General features: G+C 43.7%; 13 protein-coding genes. 9 read left to right on the plus strand and 4 right to left on the minus strand.

What is annotated here, in order from left to right:
* Positions 1–66 precede the first annotated feature (66 nt).
* Positions 67–540: a DUF2919 family protein gene (locus tag AMBT_RS07305; RefSeq protein WP_013783972.1), complete on the plus strand. Its 474-nt coding sequence runs from the start codon at positions 67–69 to the stop codon at positions 538–540.
* A 150-nt stretch (positions 541–690) separates the two neighbouring features.
* On the opposite strand, the gene AMBT_RS07310 is transcribed toward AMBT_RS07305, so the two are convergent.
* Positions 691–1,098 (minus strand): hypothetical protein, encoded by a 408-nt coding sequence (locus AMBT_RS07310; RefSeq protein ID WP_013783973.1) that lies wholly within the window; start codon positions 1,096–1,098, stop codon positions 691–693.
* A 101-nt stretch (positions 1,099–1,199) separates the two neighbouring features.
* Positions 1,200–1,982 carry a tRNA cyclic N6-threonylcarbamoyladenosine(37) synthase TcdA gene (gene tcdA / locus AMBT_RS07315; RefSeq protein ID WP_013783974.1) on the minus strand — a complete coding sequence of 261 codons (783 nt, stop codon included), beginning with the start codon at positions 1,980–1,982 and terminating at the stop codon, positions 1,200–1,202.
* A gap of 418 nt (positions 1,983–2,400) precedes the next feature.
* On the opposite strand from tcdA, the gene AMBT_RS07320 reads away from it, so the two are divergent.
* Positions 2,401–3,369, plus strand: coding sequence for a glutathione S-transferase family protein (locus AMBT_RS07320; RefSeq protein WP_013783975.1), 969 nt, complete (start codon positions 2,401–2,403; stop codon positions 3,367–3,369).
* Positions 3,370–3,519: 150 nt separating this feature from the next.
* Positions 3,520–4,980, plus strand: coding sequence for a phosphohexomutase domain-containing protein (locus AMBT_RS07325; protein WP_013783976.1), 1,461 nt, complete (start codon positions 3,520–3,522; stop codon positions 4,978–4,980).
* Positions 4,981–5,237: 257 nt separating this feature from the next.
* On the opposite strand, the gene AMBT_RS07330 is transcribed toward AMBT_RS07325, so the two are convergent.
* A complete protein-coding gene (locus AMBT_RS07330) occupies positions 5,238–5,660 on the minus strand; it encodes a DUF3429 domain-containing protein (protein WP_013783977.1) in 423 nt (140 codons plus the stop codon).
* 119 nt (positions 5,661–5,779) lie between these two features.
* Positions 5,780–7,057, minus strand: coding sequence for a citrate synthase (locus AMBT_RS07335; protein ID WP_013783978.1), 1,278 nt, complete (start codon positions 7,055–7,057; stop codon positions 5,780–5,782).
* A gap of 701 nt (positions 7,058–7,758) precedes the next feature.
* On the opposite strand from AMBT_RS07335, the gene sdhC reads away from it, so the two are divergent.
* The 6 genes from sdhC to odhB all read left to right on the plus strand — a co-directional run bounded on the left by sdhC (position 7,759) and on the right by odhB (position 15,463).
* Positions 7,759–8,133 carry a succinate dehydrogenase, cytochrome b556 subunit gene (sdhC, locus tag AMBT_RS07340; RefSeq protein WP_013783979.1) on the plus strand — a complete coding sequence of 125 codons (375 nt, stop codon included), beginning with the start codon at positions 7,759–7,761 and terminating at the stop codon, positions 8,131–8,133.
* Positions 8,127–8,474, plus strand: coding sequence for a succinate dehydrogenase, hydrophobic membrane anchor protein (gene sdhD / locus AMBT_RS07345; protein WP_013783980.1), 348 nt, complete (start codon positions 8,127–8,129; stop codon positions 8,472–8,474). The genes sdhC and sdhD overlap by 7 nt, the downstream gene beginning before the upstream one ends.
* A 1-nt stretch (position 8,475) precedes the next feature.
* Positions 8,476–10,248, plus strand: a complete 1,773-nt coding sequence (gene sdhA, locus AMBT_RS07350) for a succinate dehydrogenase flavoprotein subunit (RefSeq protein WP_013783981.1) — start codon at positions 8,476–8,478, stop codon at positions 10,246–10,248.
* 14 nt (positions 10,249–10,262) lie between these two features.
* Positions 10,263–10,973, plus strand: a complete 711-nt coding sequence (locus AMBT_RS07355) for a succinate dehydrogenase iron-sulfur subunit (protein ID WP_013783982.1) — start codon at positions 10,263–10,265, stop codon at positions 10,971–10,973.
* Between the two features lie 173 nt (positions 10,974–11,146).
* Positions 11,147–13,966 carry a 2-oxoglutarate dehydrogenase E1 component gene (gene sucA, locus AMBT_RS07360; protein ID WP_013783983.1) on the plus strand — a complete coding sequence of 940 codons (2,820 nt, stop codon included), beginning with the start codon at positions 11,147–11,149 and terminating at the stop codon, positions 13,964–13,966.
* Positions 13,967–13,975: 9 nt separating this feature from the next.
* Positions 13,976–15,463 (plus strand): 2-oxoglutarate dehydrogenase complex dihydrolipoyllysine-residue succinyltransferase, encoded by a 1,488-nt coding sequence (gene odhB / locus AMBT_RS07365; protein ID WP_013783984.1) that lies wholly within the window; start codon positions 13,976–13,978, stop codon positions 15,461–15,463.
* Positions 15,464–15,608 lie beyond the last annotated feature (145 nt).

The following is a 15,608-nucleotide window of genomic DNA, read 5'->3' on the forward strand; positions in this document are numbered from 1 at the left end:
TTGCATTATTAGCCCAATAATAACTGGGTTATTAATTATTCTTTGAAACAAGGCTATTTGTTTTACATGCTTAAACTGCCATTAAAATATTACGATGAATCTGGCCGAATTTTACCGCCAAAATGGCTGTACGTCATACTGGCGCTATTTAGTTTGGACTGGATTGCGTTTATTTTTTCGCTGGCCTCGCGCTCGCAAACTGAAGCGTTACTTAAGCTGTTTTATCCTCAAAGTGAGAGTTTAGGCTTGGCATTACTAAGCAGTGTACCGATAGTGTTAGGGCTTGTGCTTATATCGCAACGTGAAAGGCTATGGAAAAAGGGGATCACAGGGTGGTCTCGCGCATTGTTGCCACTTATTTTAGTGGGCGTGATAGCGTCGTTGAGTGTACAGTTTTATCATATTGTGTCAGTACATTGGGGGTTTGAAATGATAACTGCCATCAAGGTGGTGGTGTCTATTATCAGCTTATATTGTATTAGTCGAAGTCGGCATTTGCGCTGGATGATACAAGATTGGAAAAAGCCTCATTGCGAGTAAAAACCGAATAAATCAGAAAAAAGCTTTTGTTTGAGGTGTTATTTTCTGGGAATTAAGAATTAATTTTTAGGTGAAGATACCCAAAAAAGCGACTGGCGTGTGAGGCAAAAAGGTATAAGCCCCACACGAAAAAAGTGCAAAACAGACTGTTTACTGGCGGTGATTACTTACAGATTGATCGAAATAAGCTTTAACGCTGACCTGGCTGTCGTTCACTAGCCGCTCGTAACAAATACCAGCAAAGGCATAAGAATTCTCACCGACCACTAATAACACGTAAGGTGCTTTAGGGTTCGATTGGTCATAAAGCCATGTTCCACCCACAAAACGTTGGAATGTTTCTCCTACATACGCGCCAAAGATATTACAAATGGTGAAAACTGCTTCATCTTCTAATGCACTGTCATGATATTTGTCTAAAAAGCTGAGCAAAATATCATCTACAAGTGAAACACTTTCAGCAGAATAATCTAAGGTTAAACTGAACTCTTCTTGGGCTGTAGCAACCGCATCTTCTGCGCAGTCCTTCATTAATTGTTCGAGCTCTATAGGTGACATTTTATTATCCTTCTGACTTAACCTTTACGCGATAGTGTGATGTTCGCTATCGTCATTTTTAAACCTGCTAACAACATTGTGCGGTAGTTATTCCCGTTTGTCTATTTATGACCGGTTAAGCGATTGATTACACTGGCTGATGCGAACATACCAAAGGTAGCAGTTACCGTTACGACCGCGCCAAAACCGCCTGCACAATCTAGCCGCGTTCCACCTTCCATTGCCGATTTGTTATAACATACGCTGCCATCAGGCTGGGGATAACGCAACTGCTCGGTTGAATAGATGCATTCAACCCCGAAGCGGCGTTTAGGGTTTTTACTGAAATTGTAATTGCGTCGCAATTCACTGCGCAATTTGGCCGCAAGAGGATCTTGGGTGGTTTTTGATAGATCACCTCGGGTCACTTGGGTAGGGTCAATTTGTCCACCCGCACCACCAACAGTCACGATAGGTATTTTTGCGCGTTTGCAATGGGCTACCATGGCAGCTTTTGCTCTTATGCTGTCAGTTGCGTCAATAACAGCATCCATAGCTTGGGTTAACAGTTCCGCTGTGTTTTCTGGTGTGACGAAGTCTTCAATGCATACCACTTCGCAATTTGGGTTTATGCGTTTAATACGCTCGGCAATAGCGTCAACCTTCGCGTCGCCTATGGTATCTGCCATCGCATGAATTTGTCGATTGGTGTTGGTTACGCATACATCATCTAAATCAATCAGGGTAATTTTACCGATACCAGAGCGCGCAAGCGCTTCTGCACTCCAACTTCCAACCCCACCAATACCCACAACGCACACATGGCTCATTGCAAGTTTTTCTGCGGCTTCTACGCCATATAGGCGCACGATACCGCCAAATCGTTGATCTTCCAATATACTCACTTTGTATTCCAGTTCTTGCTATGCCAATAGCCGCATTGTTTAAGTGCTGCGTTAAAACTGTTCAGCCAATACTCGTTAACCGGGGAAAAACAGAACAGTCTAAACAAAAATTAAAAGCTTTTACTCAAGGGGCGCATGATCGCAAAAAAGCGCAATATTGCAAGGGCTCTTCTTTGATCTGCCAGTAAGGCATGTCAAAACCGTAAGATATTGCCATTATACAAATGGGTGTAGCTACTGAAGTCGTGCCGATTTCCACAACAATCATCGATAATATGGACGTTAGGTAAAGGTGCTATACCTATTCTTTACCTATTCGTTCTAAAAACTAGGAAGTTAAATCCAAAAATACAGGCATTACGTTCAAAGTTATACATGATTGAATAACACGTTTTGAAACGAATGCTTGGAGAAACAAATGGGATTGCTTGTAGACGGAATATGGCAAGATAAATGGTATGACACGAGTGAGAATGGCGGTAAATTTGAACGTCAAGCGTCGAAGTTTAGAGGTACGATAGGCGGTGAAGCAGGAGCCGAACACCCACCAGAGTCTGGTCGATACCATCTTTATGTTGCTTATGCCTGTCCGTGGGCTCATCGTGCGTTAATTTTAAGGCAACTGAAAGGGCTTACTGAACACATTGATGTTTCTGTGGTGAACCCCGATATGCTTGGGGATGGTTGGAGTTTTTCTGACTACCCAGGAAGTACCGGCGATAAGCTATATCACTATGATTATCTGCATCAGCTATACACCAAAGCAAAACATGATGTTACCACGCGGGTAACGGTTCCGGTGCTGTGGGATAAACAAACCCAGTCTATAGTAAATAATGAATCTGCAGATATCATTCGTATTTTCAACAGTGACTTCAATGCGCTTACGGGAGATAAACAAGATTTTTACCCCGCTGCGCTGCGCGAAGAAATAGACGATATTAATAATACGGTGTATCACGCTATCAATAACGGCGTTTATAAGGCTGGCTTTGCTACCACGCAAAGTGCCTACGAAGAAGCCGTTGAGGTCTTGTTTGAAGCGTTAGATTCGTTAGAAACACGATTGTCGACACAACGTTATTTGGTGGGCCATCAAATTACCGAAGCGGATTGGCGCTTGTTCACCACCTTGATTCGCTTTGATGCGGTGTACCATGGTCACTTCAAGTGCAATATTCGCCAAATTGCAGACTACCCAAACGTGTACGGATATATGAAAGAGTTGTATCAATATCCAGGTGTGGCAAGCACAGTAAAATTTGACCATATCAAACGTCACTATTATTACAGCCACACCATGATAAACCCTACCCAAGTTGTTCCCGTTGGCCCAAAACAAGATTTAATGACCCCCCACAACAGAGAAAAAATAAAGTACGTTTAATTGCTTAGTAATTTGAAAAGCGCATTGCGCGAAGGTGAGGGGTTTTATACCATCTACTTTAGAATGATATTCGTCACTTTTGTTGTAACACTTTTTGTTGTCACACAAGTGACCAATAATAGCTTTAACAGGGAACAGAGACTCTAATACATGACTAAACCAATTACGTGCTTTAAAGCATATGACATACGCGGTGAGCTTAACAGCCAACTTGATGAAGCAACGGCTTATCGCATTGGTTACGCCTTTGCTGAAGAGTTGAAAGCGAAAACAGTAGTGGTGGGCAGCGATGTTCGTTTAACCTCTACCCCCTTAAAACTTGCCTTGAGCGCAGGGCTAATTGATGCTGGCGCGAACGTTACTGATATTGGTATGGCAGGCACGGAAGAAATATATTTTGCGACTAAACACTTAGGTGTTGATGGCGGAATAGAAGTAACAGCTAGCCATAATCCCATTAACTACAATGGCATGAAGTTGGTAAAAGCTGATTCTGTGCCCATTAGTGGCGATACGGGCTTAAACGCTATTAAAGAGCGCGCTGAGCAGTTGACCGACGAAGCGGTATCACAGCGTCTTGCTTACTACACGCAAGGTGAGACTATTGATGCTGATGCCTTTTATAACGGTCATGCACACATTAAGGTTTCACATTTAACTGATACAGGAAGCTATGTAGAAGATAGCTGTATGTCAGCCTATGTAGACCACATGTTGTCTTATGTGAATCTTGATTCGTTCACACCACTTAAAATAGTGGTTAATGCGGGCAACGGTGCAGCAGGTCCAGCGCTTGATGCTATTGAAGCTGAGTTAGCGAGCAGACAAGTTCCAATTAGCTTTATTAAAGTGCATCACGAAGCAGATGGCACTTTCCCTCATGGTATTCCAAATCCGCTATTACCTGAAAACAGAGCAGACACTGCCGATGCTGTTATTAAACATAACGCGGACTTTGGTGTGGCGTGGGATGGCGACTTCGATCGTTGCTTCTTATTCGATGCTAGCGGCAACTTCATTGAAGGCTATTACATTGTTGGCTTGCTTGCAGCAGCGTTCATTGAGAAGAACCAAGACAGTAAAATTATTTATGACCCCCGGGTATTTTGGAATACCGAAGACATTGTGGCGAATGCTGGCGGTACACCAATTAAGTCGAAAACAGGTCATGCGTTTATTAAAGAGCGTATGCGCAAGGAAGACGCGGTGTATGGCGGTGAGATGAGTGCGCACCATTATTTTAGAGATTTCGCTTACTGCGATTCAGGTATGATCCCTTGGTTGCTAATTGCCGAACTTGTGTGTGTTAAAAAGCAATCGTTGGCGAGCATGGTTAAAGCGCGCATTGAAGCATTTCCATCGTCGGGTGAGATTAACAGCAAGCTTAAAGATGCAGATGCTGCACTAGAGCGCGCAACATCTAAATATAAGCCCCTTGCAACGGTGATCGATACTACAGACGGCCTAGGGTTGGAATTCGACACATGGCGCTTTAATTTGCGTAAGTCGAACACCGAACCGGTTATTCGCTTAAACGTAGAGAGCCGAGGCGATATAGCCTTGATGGAAGAAAAAACGGCTGAGTTGCTTTCGGTTATACGTGACGAGTAACATCCCGCGTTTTTACTCTTTTTACGGCTGACTTGTTAAATAAAGTGAACAAGGTTTAGATTAAAAGAAAAACACAACGCATAAACCGGAGTGTATTGCCGGTTTATGAAAAAAGCGCAGTCATGATAATTATGACTGCGCTTTTTTTGTGTCTTGCTGGCACGTGCCGTTTCAACAATTGGCAAACACTTGTAGCATCAGCCAATTTTTATAACGCAATGATGTTTCCTGACAACGTGCGCTATGTACTATAAAAGTTAGGTAATGAGATAAATCATCCAAGCATGGCTAATTACCACGACCGAGGTAAGTGCTATACGTAAACTGATATAACTTACAATTTGGCCTTTTGGTAGGCTAAGCGTGAATTTGTCATACACTAAGATGGCAACGTAACTAAGCGAAAGCACCCCTAAGGTTTTCGGGTCGTGGCTAAATACCAAACAAAGCCAACCGACAATGCTGGGAAACATGGCGATATACATTTGTTTGCCATAACGCTGATTACTGATTGAGTCCCACCAATGTATGCCACCAAAAAAAGACAATAAAACCGCTGAGTACTGCATAAAGTAAATAGCGCTTTGGGTTAGTGATAAAAGGTTAAAAGAATAAGCTATTGGCATAGCTAAAAAAGGGATGAGCCCAGCAACGCCAAGCAACACAACAGAGTAGGGCATATAACATAATCCTTCTGCGGTTATTCTAATAAACTCTTGTACGAAAGTTTATTAAAAAAGAGCCAAAAAAATAGCGCCAGAAGGCGCTATTTTATGAACAAATAACTATCTGTTCACGCTTATTTCAATGGCGTGTACTTACGTTGGTTGTGACCAGTGTAAAGCTGACGAGGACGACCAATTTTTTGTTTTGGATCGCTCATCATTTCATGCCAGTGTGAAATCCAACCCACTGTACGAGACAATGCGAAGATACACGTAAACATATTGGTTGGAATACCAATAGCTTTAAGTACGATACCTGAGTAGAAATCTACGTTAGGGAACAATTTCTTCTCTGCGAAGTACGGGTCGCTTAATGCAATTTTTTCAAGCTCCATTGCTACTTCAAGTAGTGGATCTTTAACATTAAGTTCACTTAATACTTCGTGACAGCTTTCACGCATTACTGTTGCACGTGGGTCGTGATTTTTATATACACGGTGACCAAAGCCCATAAGACGGAACGGGTCAGCCTTATCTTTAGCGCGTGCAATAAACTCAGGAATGCGGTCAACCGTACCAATTTCCTCAAGCATATTCAGACATGCTTCGTTCGCACCACCATGGGCAGGGCCCCAAAGTGAAGCAACACCAGCCGCAATACATGCGTAAGGGTTAGCACCAGATGAACCAGCTAGTCGAACGGTAGAAGTAGATGCGTTTTGCTCGTGATCAGCATGAAGCGTAAAGATACGATCCATTGCACGTTCAACCGCAGGGCTAATCTCAAATTCTTCAGCAGGAACTGAGAACATCATGTTCAGGAAGTTAGCTGCATAGCTCAAATCGTTACGTGGATAAACGAATGGTTGACCAATGTTGTACTTGTAACACATGGCTACCAAAGTAGGCATTTTCGCAATTAAGCGATGTGCACTACGTTTACGCTCTTCATCGTTAGAAACGTCTAAGTCGCTGTGATAGAAAGATGACATACCACCAACCGTACCGCATAACATTGCCATAGGGTGGGCATCGTTGCGGAAGCCATGGAAGAACATGTTAATTTGCTCATGTACCATGGTGTGGCGTGTAATCGTTGATTTGAATTCTTCATATTCTTCTTTAGACGGTGCATCACCGTGTAGAAGCATATGACAAACTTCAAGGTAGTCTGCATCGCGCGCTAATTCTTCAATCGGGAAACCACGGTGTAGTAATACACCAGCAGCACCGTCAATGTAAGTAATAGCTGACTCGCAAGATCCTGTCGCCATAAAACCAGGGTCGTAGGTGAAGTAACCGTGTTGACCAAGGGTACGAACGTCGATTACGTCTTGTCCTTCGGTGCCAGACAAGATAGGAAGCTCGATTTCCTTACCGCCGGCTTTAAGAATGGCTTTCTGATCTGCCATAAAATGCTCTCCTCAGAATGGTTCTGTTTGCAGCGAAAACGGGCGAAAATGCTCGTTTCGTTGGGGAAAAGTGGCGTATTTGTACTTTATTATGTACCAATAAGTCAATTTAATTGCATTTATGCACAATAAATATTCCGAATTACTGAGATTTATAATGCTCAGCCGGAATCTCTATCGTTAACATTTTGGTAATCGCACTAAACCCGTTTCAGGGTAATTATCAATGTCTTTTGGCAAAAGGTAAACCACCGTTTACCAAATTTATTAACACCTTAGCTGAAAAAATAACCTTTTGTCGATTGAGAATTACCCGTTTTCATTAAAAGACCTTAATTTTGCTAGTGAAAATAGTGTTATTCTAGTTTAGTGCTGATACACTTTACAGCCTTGTTTATTAAGCATTCCATGCTTGTTGTTAGTATTTGTGGCTACTTTTCTTTGTGTTTATCAGGAAGATTTGTCAAAAAAGACTAAAGTCTTACTACAGCACAAAAAATTGTAATTATATACTGTGCTGGATATACTCAGCAGTGCATTAAAACAGAATAATTATTCTGTTAATTGCATTAAAGAATAATTCACAAATTGTTAACAACTCATTGGATGAGGTAATTAACAGGTAATAAACGAATTAACTCACACAGGACATAATAACGGTGAGTAATTCATTATCCCTACGGATTAAACAGGCATACATTGTGAAAAAGCAAAGACCAGTAAATTTAGAACTCAATACTATTAAATTTCCGCCTGCCGCTATTTCGTCAATTCTCCACCGTGTTACCGGTGTCGCAATGTTCTTCGCATTACTCTTTGTTATTTGGGCATGGGCAGTATCTGTTTCCTCGCCTGAAGGGTTTGCGAACGTACAAGCGATGATGGACGGTATCATTGGAAAAGTGATCGCAATAGGCACTTTATCAGCGCTGACTTACCACATTTTAGGCGGCCTAAGACATGTAGTTATGGATTTAGGTCACTGGGAAGAGTTGGAGTCAGGAAACCTCAGCGCCAAAATAGCTATCGCTCTTTGGATTGTGCTGACAGTAGTATTGGGAGTAGCACTATGCTAGGCAACCAAGCAAGCTTAAAGCGTAATGGTATTCAAGATTACGTTTCACTACGTACTACCGCTGCAATTATTTTTGCTTATACGGTATTCATGGCGTGGTTTTTTATATCCACTGATAATATTACTTTCATTGCGTGGCGCGGATTATTTTCTGGGCTAGCGATGAAGGTGTTCACATTGGCAGCACTTATCGCCATCATGATCCACGTTCGTATTGGCCTTTGGCAAGTACTTACCGATTATGTGAAGGCGTCTGGTTTGCGTGCAATCATTCAGTATGTTCTAAACATCATTGCTTTTGGTTACGTCGCTGTTGGTCTGTTTGTATTGTGGGGAGTGTAAGATGAGTTTACCCGTTCACGAGTTTGACGCAGTAGTTATTGGCGCTGGCGGCGCTGGTATGCGTGCAGCATTGCAGATTTCAGAATCTGGCAAATCATGTGCACTACTGTCTAAAGTATTTCCTACCCGTTCACATACGGTATCAGCGCAAGGTGGTATTACTGTTGCGCTAGGTAATTCCCATGAAGATAACTGGGAATGGCACATGTACGACACTGTAAAAGGGTCGGACTACATTGGTGACCAAGACGCTATTGAATATATGTGTAAAACCGGCCCAGAAGCCATCATTGAGATGGAGAACATGGGTTTACCTTTCTCACGTTTTGAGAATGGTAAGGTTTACCAACGTCCTTTCGGTGGTCAATCAAGAAATTTTGGTGGCGAGCAAGCAGCTCGTACCGCAGCGGCTGCTGACCGTACCGGTCACGCCTTGCTGCATTTGCTTTATCAGCAAAACGTAAAAAATAAAACAAAGGTCTTTTCTGAGTGGTACGCACTCGACCTAGTTAAAAACCAAGACGGTGACGTTGTTGGTTGTACTGCTATCGATATCGAGACTGGCGAAGTGGTTTACTTCAAGTCTAAAGCAGTCGTATTAGCAACGGGTGGAGCAGGGCGTATCTTCGCTTCTACTACCAATGCACACATTAATACCGGTGACGGTGTTGGTATGGCAATCCGTGCTGGCGTTGCATTACAAGATATGGAAATGTGGCAGTTCCACCCTACGGGTATCGCCGGTGCTGGTACGCTAGTAACGGAAGGTTGTCGTGGTGAAGGTGGTTACCTACTTAATAAAGACGGTGAACGCTTCATGGAACGTTATGCGCCTAACGCGAAAGACCTTGCTGGTCGTGACGTTGTAGCACGTTCAATGATGACTGAAATTCGCGAAGGTCGTGGATTTGATGGCCCTTGGGGACCTCACTGTAAACTTAAACTTGATCACCTTGGTAAAGACGTACTTGAATCGCGTTTACCAGGTATCCTTGAGCTATCTCGTACGTTTGCTCACGTTGATCCAGTGAAAGAACCAATCCCTGTAATACCAACTTGTCACTATATGATGGGTGGTATTCCAACTACCGTTGACGGTCAATGTTTAACTGTTGATGCAGACGGTAACGATAAAGTAGTCAACGGCTTATTCGCTTGTGGTGAAATTGCATGTGTATCTGTACACGGTGCTAACCGCCTTGGCGGTAACTCACTACTTGACCTTGTAGTATTCGGTCGTGCGACTGGTCTACACTTAGGTAAAACCCTTTCTGACGTATCGCCATTCCGCGAAGCATCAGAGTCTGACCTTGAAGTGGCAATGTCTCGCTTCAATCGCTGGGAAAACTCAGAGAAAGGTAAGGGCGAAGATCCGGTTCAAATCAAAAAAGATATGCAAGAATGCATGCAGCTTAACTTCTCAGTATTCCGTGAAGGTGAAGCCATGGCAGACGGCCTTAAGCAACTTGGTGAAATTCGTGAACGTCTTCAGAATGCTCGCCTTGATGATAAGAGTGCCGATTTCAATACTCAGCGTATTGAATGTCTTGAGCTTGATAACCTTATGGAAACCGCGTACAGCACAGCAGTAGCAGCGAACTTCAGAACGGAAAGCCGTGGCGCACACAGCCGCTTCGATTTCCCGGACCGTGACGATGAGAACTGGTTATGCCACAGCGTTTACGATCCGAATACTGAAAAAATGCTTAAACGTGATGTCAATATGGCGCCTAAGCTTCGGGAAGCTTTCCCGCCTAAAGTGCGTTCATATTAAGAGAGGCAACGATCATGCAATTACAATTTTCGATATATCGTTACAACCCTGATGTTGATAACAAGCCACGCATGCAAGACTACACTCTAGAAGTAGAGGAAGGTCGTGACATGATGGTGTTGGATGCACTAATTGCTCTTAAAGAGCAAGATCCAACGTTATCATTCCGCCGCTCGTGCCGTGAAGGTGTGTGTGGTTCAGACGGTGTGAATATGAATGGTAAGAATGGTCTTGCCTGTATTACGCCATTGTCTGCATTGGGTAAAAGTAAAGTTGTTGTTCGTCCACTTCCAGGTTTGCCCGTAGTACGCGACCTTGTGGTTGATATGACACAGTTTTACACCCAATATGAAAAGATTAAGCCATTCTTAATCAACGATGACAAACAGCCTCCTGCAAGAGAACACCTTCAGTCTCCTGAAGAACGTGCTAAGCTTGATGGACTGTATGAATGTATTCTATGTGCATGTTGTTCTACGTCGTGCCCATCGTTCTGGTGGAACCCGGATAAATTTATCGGGCCTGCTGGTTTGCTTCACGCTTATCGTTTCCTTATCGATAGCCGTGATACTGCAACTGATGAACGTTTGAACGATCTAGATGATGCATTTAGCGTATTCCGCTGTCACGGTATTATGAACTGTGTAAGTGTATGTCCGAAAGGATTAAACCCGACAAAGGCAATTGGACACATTAAGTCTATGCTTTTACAACGGGCTGTTTAGTACTATATTCTGGTTACTCCTGAGTGACAGAAAGCAATGCTCTAAATAGCCATCCGGATGTGATGGCTATTTTTTTTTGTATTCATCGGTATAACGCTTGGTTATGTCACGAATAACCTTATAATACAAACCGATGGTTAATAGAATTTACAAAACGTAGCAAGGCAAATTAAATGCAAGAAAGCGTGATGAAAGCGTGGTGGGATTCCTCGCATATGGCAGGTGCCAACGCTGCCTATGTCGAAGAATTGTACGAATCGTATATGGAAGACCCGCAGAGCGTTTCCGATACTTGGCGTCAAATCTTTGATAGCCTCCCCAAGGTCGAAGGCGTTGAACTTGAAACCAACCATACTAGTGTTAAAGATCAGTTTAGGAAGCTAGCTGCTCTAGGCCCGACAGCACGAATGTCGAGCGCACCAGTTGAAGGCACTCCGGTATCGGATGACAGGCAAGTTAAAGTGTTACAGCTTATTAACGCCTTTCGTTTCCGTGGTCACCAGCATGCCAACCTTGATCCGCTAGGATTATGGAAACAAGAGCGTGTTCGTGATTTAGAACTATCTCACCATAACCTTTCTGATAAAGATTTTGACAGTGTGTTCAACGTAGGGTCTTTTGCTATCGGCAAAGATTCAATGTCATTAGGTGAATTATTTAAATCACTTAACCGAACATATTGTGGCTCTATCGGTGCTGAGTACATGCACATTACCGATACAGACCAAAAACGCTGGTTACAGCAAAAAATTGAGTCAGTACAAGCCAAGCCTGAGTTTTCTAAAGATGAAAAACTTACCCTACTTAAAGGGCTAACGGCTGCTGACGGCATGGAAAAGTACCTTGGGTCTAAATTCCCAGGCGCCAAGCGATTCTCACTGGAAGGTGGCGACGCATTAGTTCCTATGCTTAAAAACCTAATCACTAATGCAGGTGCTGCAGGCACCAAAGAAGTGGTTATCGGAATGGCTCACCGTGGTCGTCTGAACGTACTAGTCAACGTGTTGGGTAAAAACCCATCAGTATTGTTTGATGAATTCGCCGGTAAGCATGATGATTCATTAGGCGCAGGTGATGTTAAATACCACGCTGGATTCTCATCAGATTTTGCTACGCCAGGTGGCAATGTTCACTTAGCACTTGCGTTTAACCCGTCTCACCTTGAAATTGTGAACCCAGTAGTGATGGGCTCAGTTCGTGCTCGTCTTGAACGTCGTAACGACGATACTAACACCGTACTTCCTATTACCATTCACGGTGACTCAGCGATTGCTGGGCAGGGCGTAGTTCAAGAAACCTTCAATATGTCACAAACTCGCGGTTTCGCCGTGGGCGGAACAGTACGTATTGTGGTGAACAACCAAGTTGGTTTCACAACGTCAAAAACTGAAGATACTCGTTCTACGCAATACTGTACTGATATTGCGAAAATGGTTCAGGCACCTATCTTCCACGTTAACTCTGACGACCCAGAAGCGGTTGCTTTTGTGACTCAGCTCGCCCTTGAATACCGTAATAAATTCAAGCGTGACGTTGTTATCGATTTAGTGTGTTATCGCCGTCATGGACATAACGAAGCTGATGAGCCAAATGCAACTCAGCCGCTTATGTACCAAAAAGTGAAGAAGCATCCTGTACCTCGCGCTATTTATGCCGACCAGCTTATTGCTGAAGGGGTTATTGAGCAGCGTGATGCCGACCGCTATTTAGAAGAATACCGCGCAGCATTAGATCATGGTGCATGTGTAGTTGAAGAATGGCGTCCGATGACAAAGCACAGTGTAGACTGGTCTCCGTACTTAGGTCACGATTGGGATACGCCATATGATGGTGCTATCAGTGTTGAAAAACTTCAAGCACTTGGCGAAGCGTTAACCAGTTTCCCTGAAGGGCATAAACTTCAATCTCGTGTAAACAAGTTATACCAAGACCGCAAGGCCATGGTAAGCGGTGAAAAGAAACTTGATTGGGGAATGGCAGAAAATCTAGCCTACGCATCATTGGTTGATGCTGGTGAAGATATACGTATGACAGGTCAGGATTCTGGCCGTGGTACTTTCTTCCACCGTCACGCGGTATTGCATAATCAAGCTGATGGCTCAACGTACATGCCACTGCAAAATATTCGTGAAGGCCAAGGCGAGATCGAAATATACGACTCTGTGCTTTCAGAAGAAGCGGTTATGGCGTTTGAATATGGTTACGCTACGGCAGAGCCAGAGTGTTTAACTATTTGGGAAGCACAGTTTGGTGACTTCGCAAACGGTGCACAGGTTGTATTTGACCAATTCTTGAGTTCAGGTGAAGCGAAGTGGGGCCGTTTATGTGGTCTAACCATGTTGCTTCCACATGGCTACGAAGGTCAAGGTCCTGAGCATAGCTCGGCTCGTCTTGAGCGATTCTTGCAAATGTGTGCTGATCACAACTGGCAAGTATGTGTACCTTCAACACCTGCGCAAGTGTTTAACATGCTTCGTCGTCAAGTGGTTCGCCCTATGCGTAAACCGCTTATCGTTATGTCGCCTAAATCCTTGTTGCGTCACCCGCTTGCAACCTCTTCTCTTGAAGAGTTAGCAGAAGGCAAATTCCACAACGTGATCAGCGAAATTGACGATATTAATCCGAAAGACGTTAAGCGTGTGGTGATGTGTTCAGGCAAGGTTTACTACGATTTGCTTGACCAGCGCCGTAAAAATGAACAAACAGACGTTGCAATCGTAAGATTGGAACAACTTTATCCATTCCCACAAGAAGAATGCGCTAAAGTTGTGGCACAATACAGCCACGTTACAGATTGGGTTTGGTGTCAGGAAGAACCGCAAAACCAAGGAGCTTGGTATTGCAGTCAACACCATTTCTGGCAAGCAATTCCAGATGGCGCCAAATTAACATATGCAGGTCGTGAAGCATCTTCTTCACCTGCTGTAGGTTATGTTTCCGTTCACAATCAGCAACAAAAAGCGCTGGTTGAAGACGCACTCACTATTAAATAAGGAACAATGATGACAATTGAGATAAAAGTTCCGGTCCTACCAGAGTCAGTTGCCGATGCCACCATTGCAACTTGGCACGTAAAGGCCGGCGACGCGGTAAAACGTGACCAGAACCTGGTTGACATTGAAACTGATAAAGTTGTGCTGGAAGTCGTAGCACCAGCCGACGGAACTATCGGTGAGCTTCTTAATGAAGAGGGTGCAACGGTACTAGGCGAGCAAGTTATTGCTAAATTAGAAGAGGGTGGCGCTGCGCCAGCTAAATCTGAAGCGAAAGCTGAATCTAAAAAAGAAGCAGCACCTGCAGCTAGCGGTAAAACGTCAGAAGTTAAAGTACCTGTATTACCAGAGTCGGTAGCTGATGCAACCATCGCCACATGGCATGTTGCAGTAGGCGAAGTGGTAAGCCGTGACCAAAACTTGGTTGATATTGAAACTGATAAAGTTGTTCTAGAAGTGGTAGCGCCTGCTGATGGCTCACTATCAGAAATTGTTGCCGAAGAAGGCGCAACAGTGACAGCTGAAGAAGTGATTGCTAAATTTGTTGAAGGCGCAACGTCAGGTGCAGCAGCATCTGAGTCGTCTGAAGCTGCATCTGATGATTCAGATGACAGCAGCGATGCACTTAGTCCTTCAGTACGCCGTTTATTGGCAGAAAAAGGCGTAGACGCAGCAAAAGTTAAAGGTACGGGTAAAAATGGCCGTATCACTAAAGAAGACGTAGAAAAACACCTTAAAGGTGGCAGTGCACCAGCGGCTTCAGCGCCATCTGCTGCAGCTGATTTACCTACTGGTAATCGCACAGAAAAACGTGTTCCTATGACACGTCTTCGTAAAACGATTGCAACTCGTTTACTTGAAGCTAAAAACTCTACTGCTATGCTAACTACGTTTAACGAAGTTAACATGAAGCCAATTATGGAACTTCGTAAGCAGTATCAAGAGAGCTTTGAGAAACGTCACGGTATTCGTTTAGGTTTCATGTCTTTCTACGTGAAAGCGGTAACTGAAGCACTTAAACGTTTCCCAGATGTTAATGCATCGATTGACGGTGATGACATTGTTTATCACAACTACTTCGATATCTCTATCGCGGTATCAACACCTCGCGGTCTAGTTACGCCTATCTTAAAAGATACGGATACACTAGGTATGGCTGGTGTTGAGAAAGGAATTAAAGAATTGGCAATTAAAGGCCGTGATGGCAAATTGTCGATGGCAGACCTTCAAGGCGGTAACTTTACTATCACTAACGGTGGTGTGTTTGGTTCATTGATGTCTACGCCTATCATTAACCCGCCACAGAGCGCTATTTTGGGTATGCATAAAATCCAAGATCGTCCAATGGCTGTTAACGGTAAGGTGGAAATTCTGCCAATGATGTACCTAGCCCTGTCTTATGACCATCGTATTGTTGATGGTAAAGAGTCAGTAGGCTTCTTGGTAACAATTAAAGAGATGCTTGAAGATCCAACACGCCTTCTATTAGACGTGTAAGGCTTTCCTCTCTTGTTATTGTGTGCAGCAGCGCTGCTTATTTATATAAGTCGCGTTACTGCCACAACGCTGATATTCGCCCTATAATATCAGTCTAATTAATCAAGTCGCGAAAGCGGCTTTTGTCTTACTAAAAATCGGATAG

Origin of the sequence: Alteromonas naphthalenivorans (assembly GCF_000213655.1) — a bacterium.
Classification (GTDB): domain Bacteria; phylum Pseudomonadota; class Gammaproteobacteria; order Enterobacterales; family Alteromonadaceae; genus Alteromonas; species Alteromonas naphthalenivorans.

What these genes read in the sequence shown, in the direction of transcription:
- AMBT_RS07305 (WP_013783972.1), top strand. Translation starts at nt 67, where the DNA reads ATGCTTAAACTGCCATTAAAATATTACGATGAATCTGGCCGAATTTTA.
- AMBT_RS07310 (WP_013783973.1), bottom strand. Translation starts at nt 1,098, where the DNA reads ATGTCACCTATAGAGCTCGAACAATTAATGAAGGACTGCGCAGAAGAT.
- AMBT_RS07320 (WP_013783975.1), top strand. Translation starts at nt 2,401, where the DNA reads ATGGGATTGCTTGTAGACGGAATATGGCAAGATAAATGGTATGACACG.
- AMBT_RS07325 (WP_013783976.1), top strand. Translation starts at nt 3,520, where the DNA reads ATGACTAAACCAATTACGTGCTTTAAAGCATATGACATACGCGGTGAG.
- AMBT_RS07330 (WP_013783977.1), bottom strand. Translation starts at nt 5,660, where the DNA reads ATGCCCTACTCTGTTGTGTTGCTTGGCGTTGCTGGGCTCATCCCTTTT.
- AMBT_RS07335 (WP_013783978.1), bottom strand. Translation starts at nt 7,057, where the DNA reads ATGGCAGATCAGAAAGCCATTCTTAAAGCCGGCGGTAAGGAAATCGAG.
- sdhD (WP_013783980.1), top strand. Translation starts at nt 8,127, where the DNA reads ATGCTAGGCAACCAAGCAAGCTTAAAGCGTAATGGTATTCAAGATTAC.
- sdhA (WP_013783981.1), top strand. Translation starts at nt 8,476, where the DNA reads ATGAGTTTACCCGTTCACGAGTTTGACGCAGTAGTTATTGGCGCTGGC.
- AMBT_RS07355 (WP_013783982.1), top strand. Translation starts at nt 10,263, where the DNA reads ATGCAATTACAATTTTCGATATATCGTTACAACCCTGATGTTGATAAC.
- sucA (WP_013783983.1), top strand. Translation starts at nt 11,147, where the DNA reads ATGCAAGAAAGCGTGATGAAAGCGTGGTGGGATTCCTCGCATATGGCA.
- odhB (WP_013783984.1), top strand. Translation starts at nt 13,976, where the DNA reads ATGACAATTGAGATAAAAGTTCCGGTCCTACCAGAGTCAGTTGCCGAT.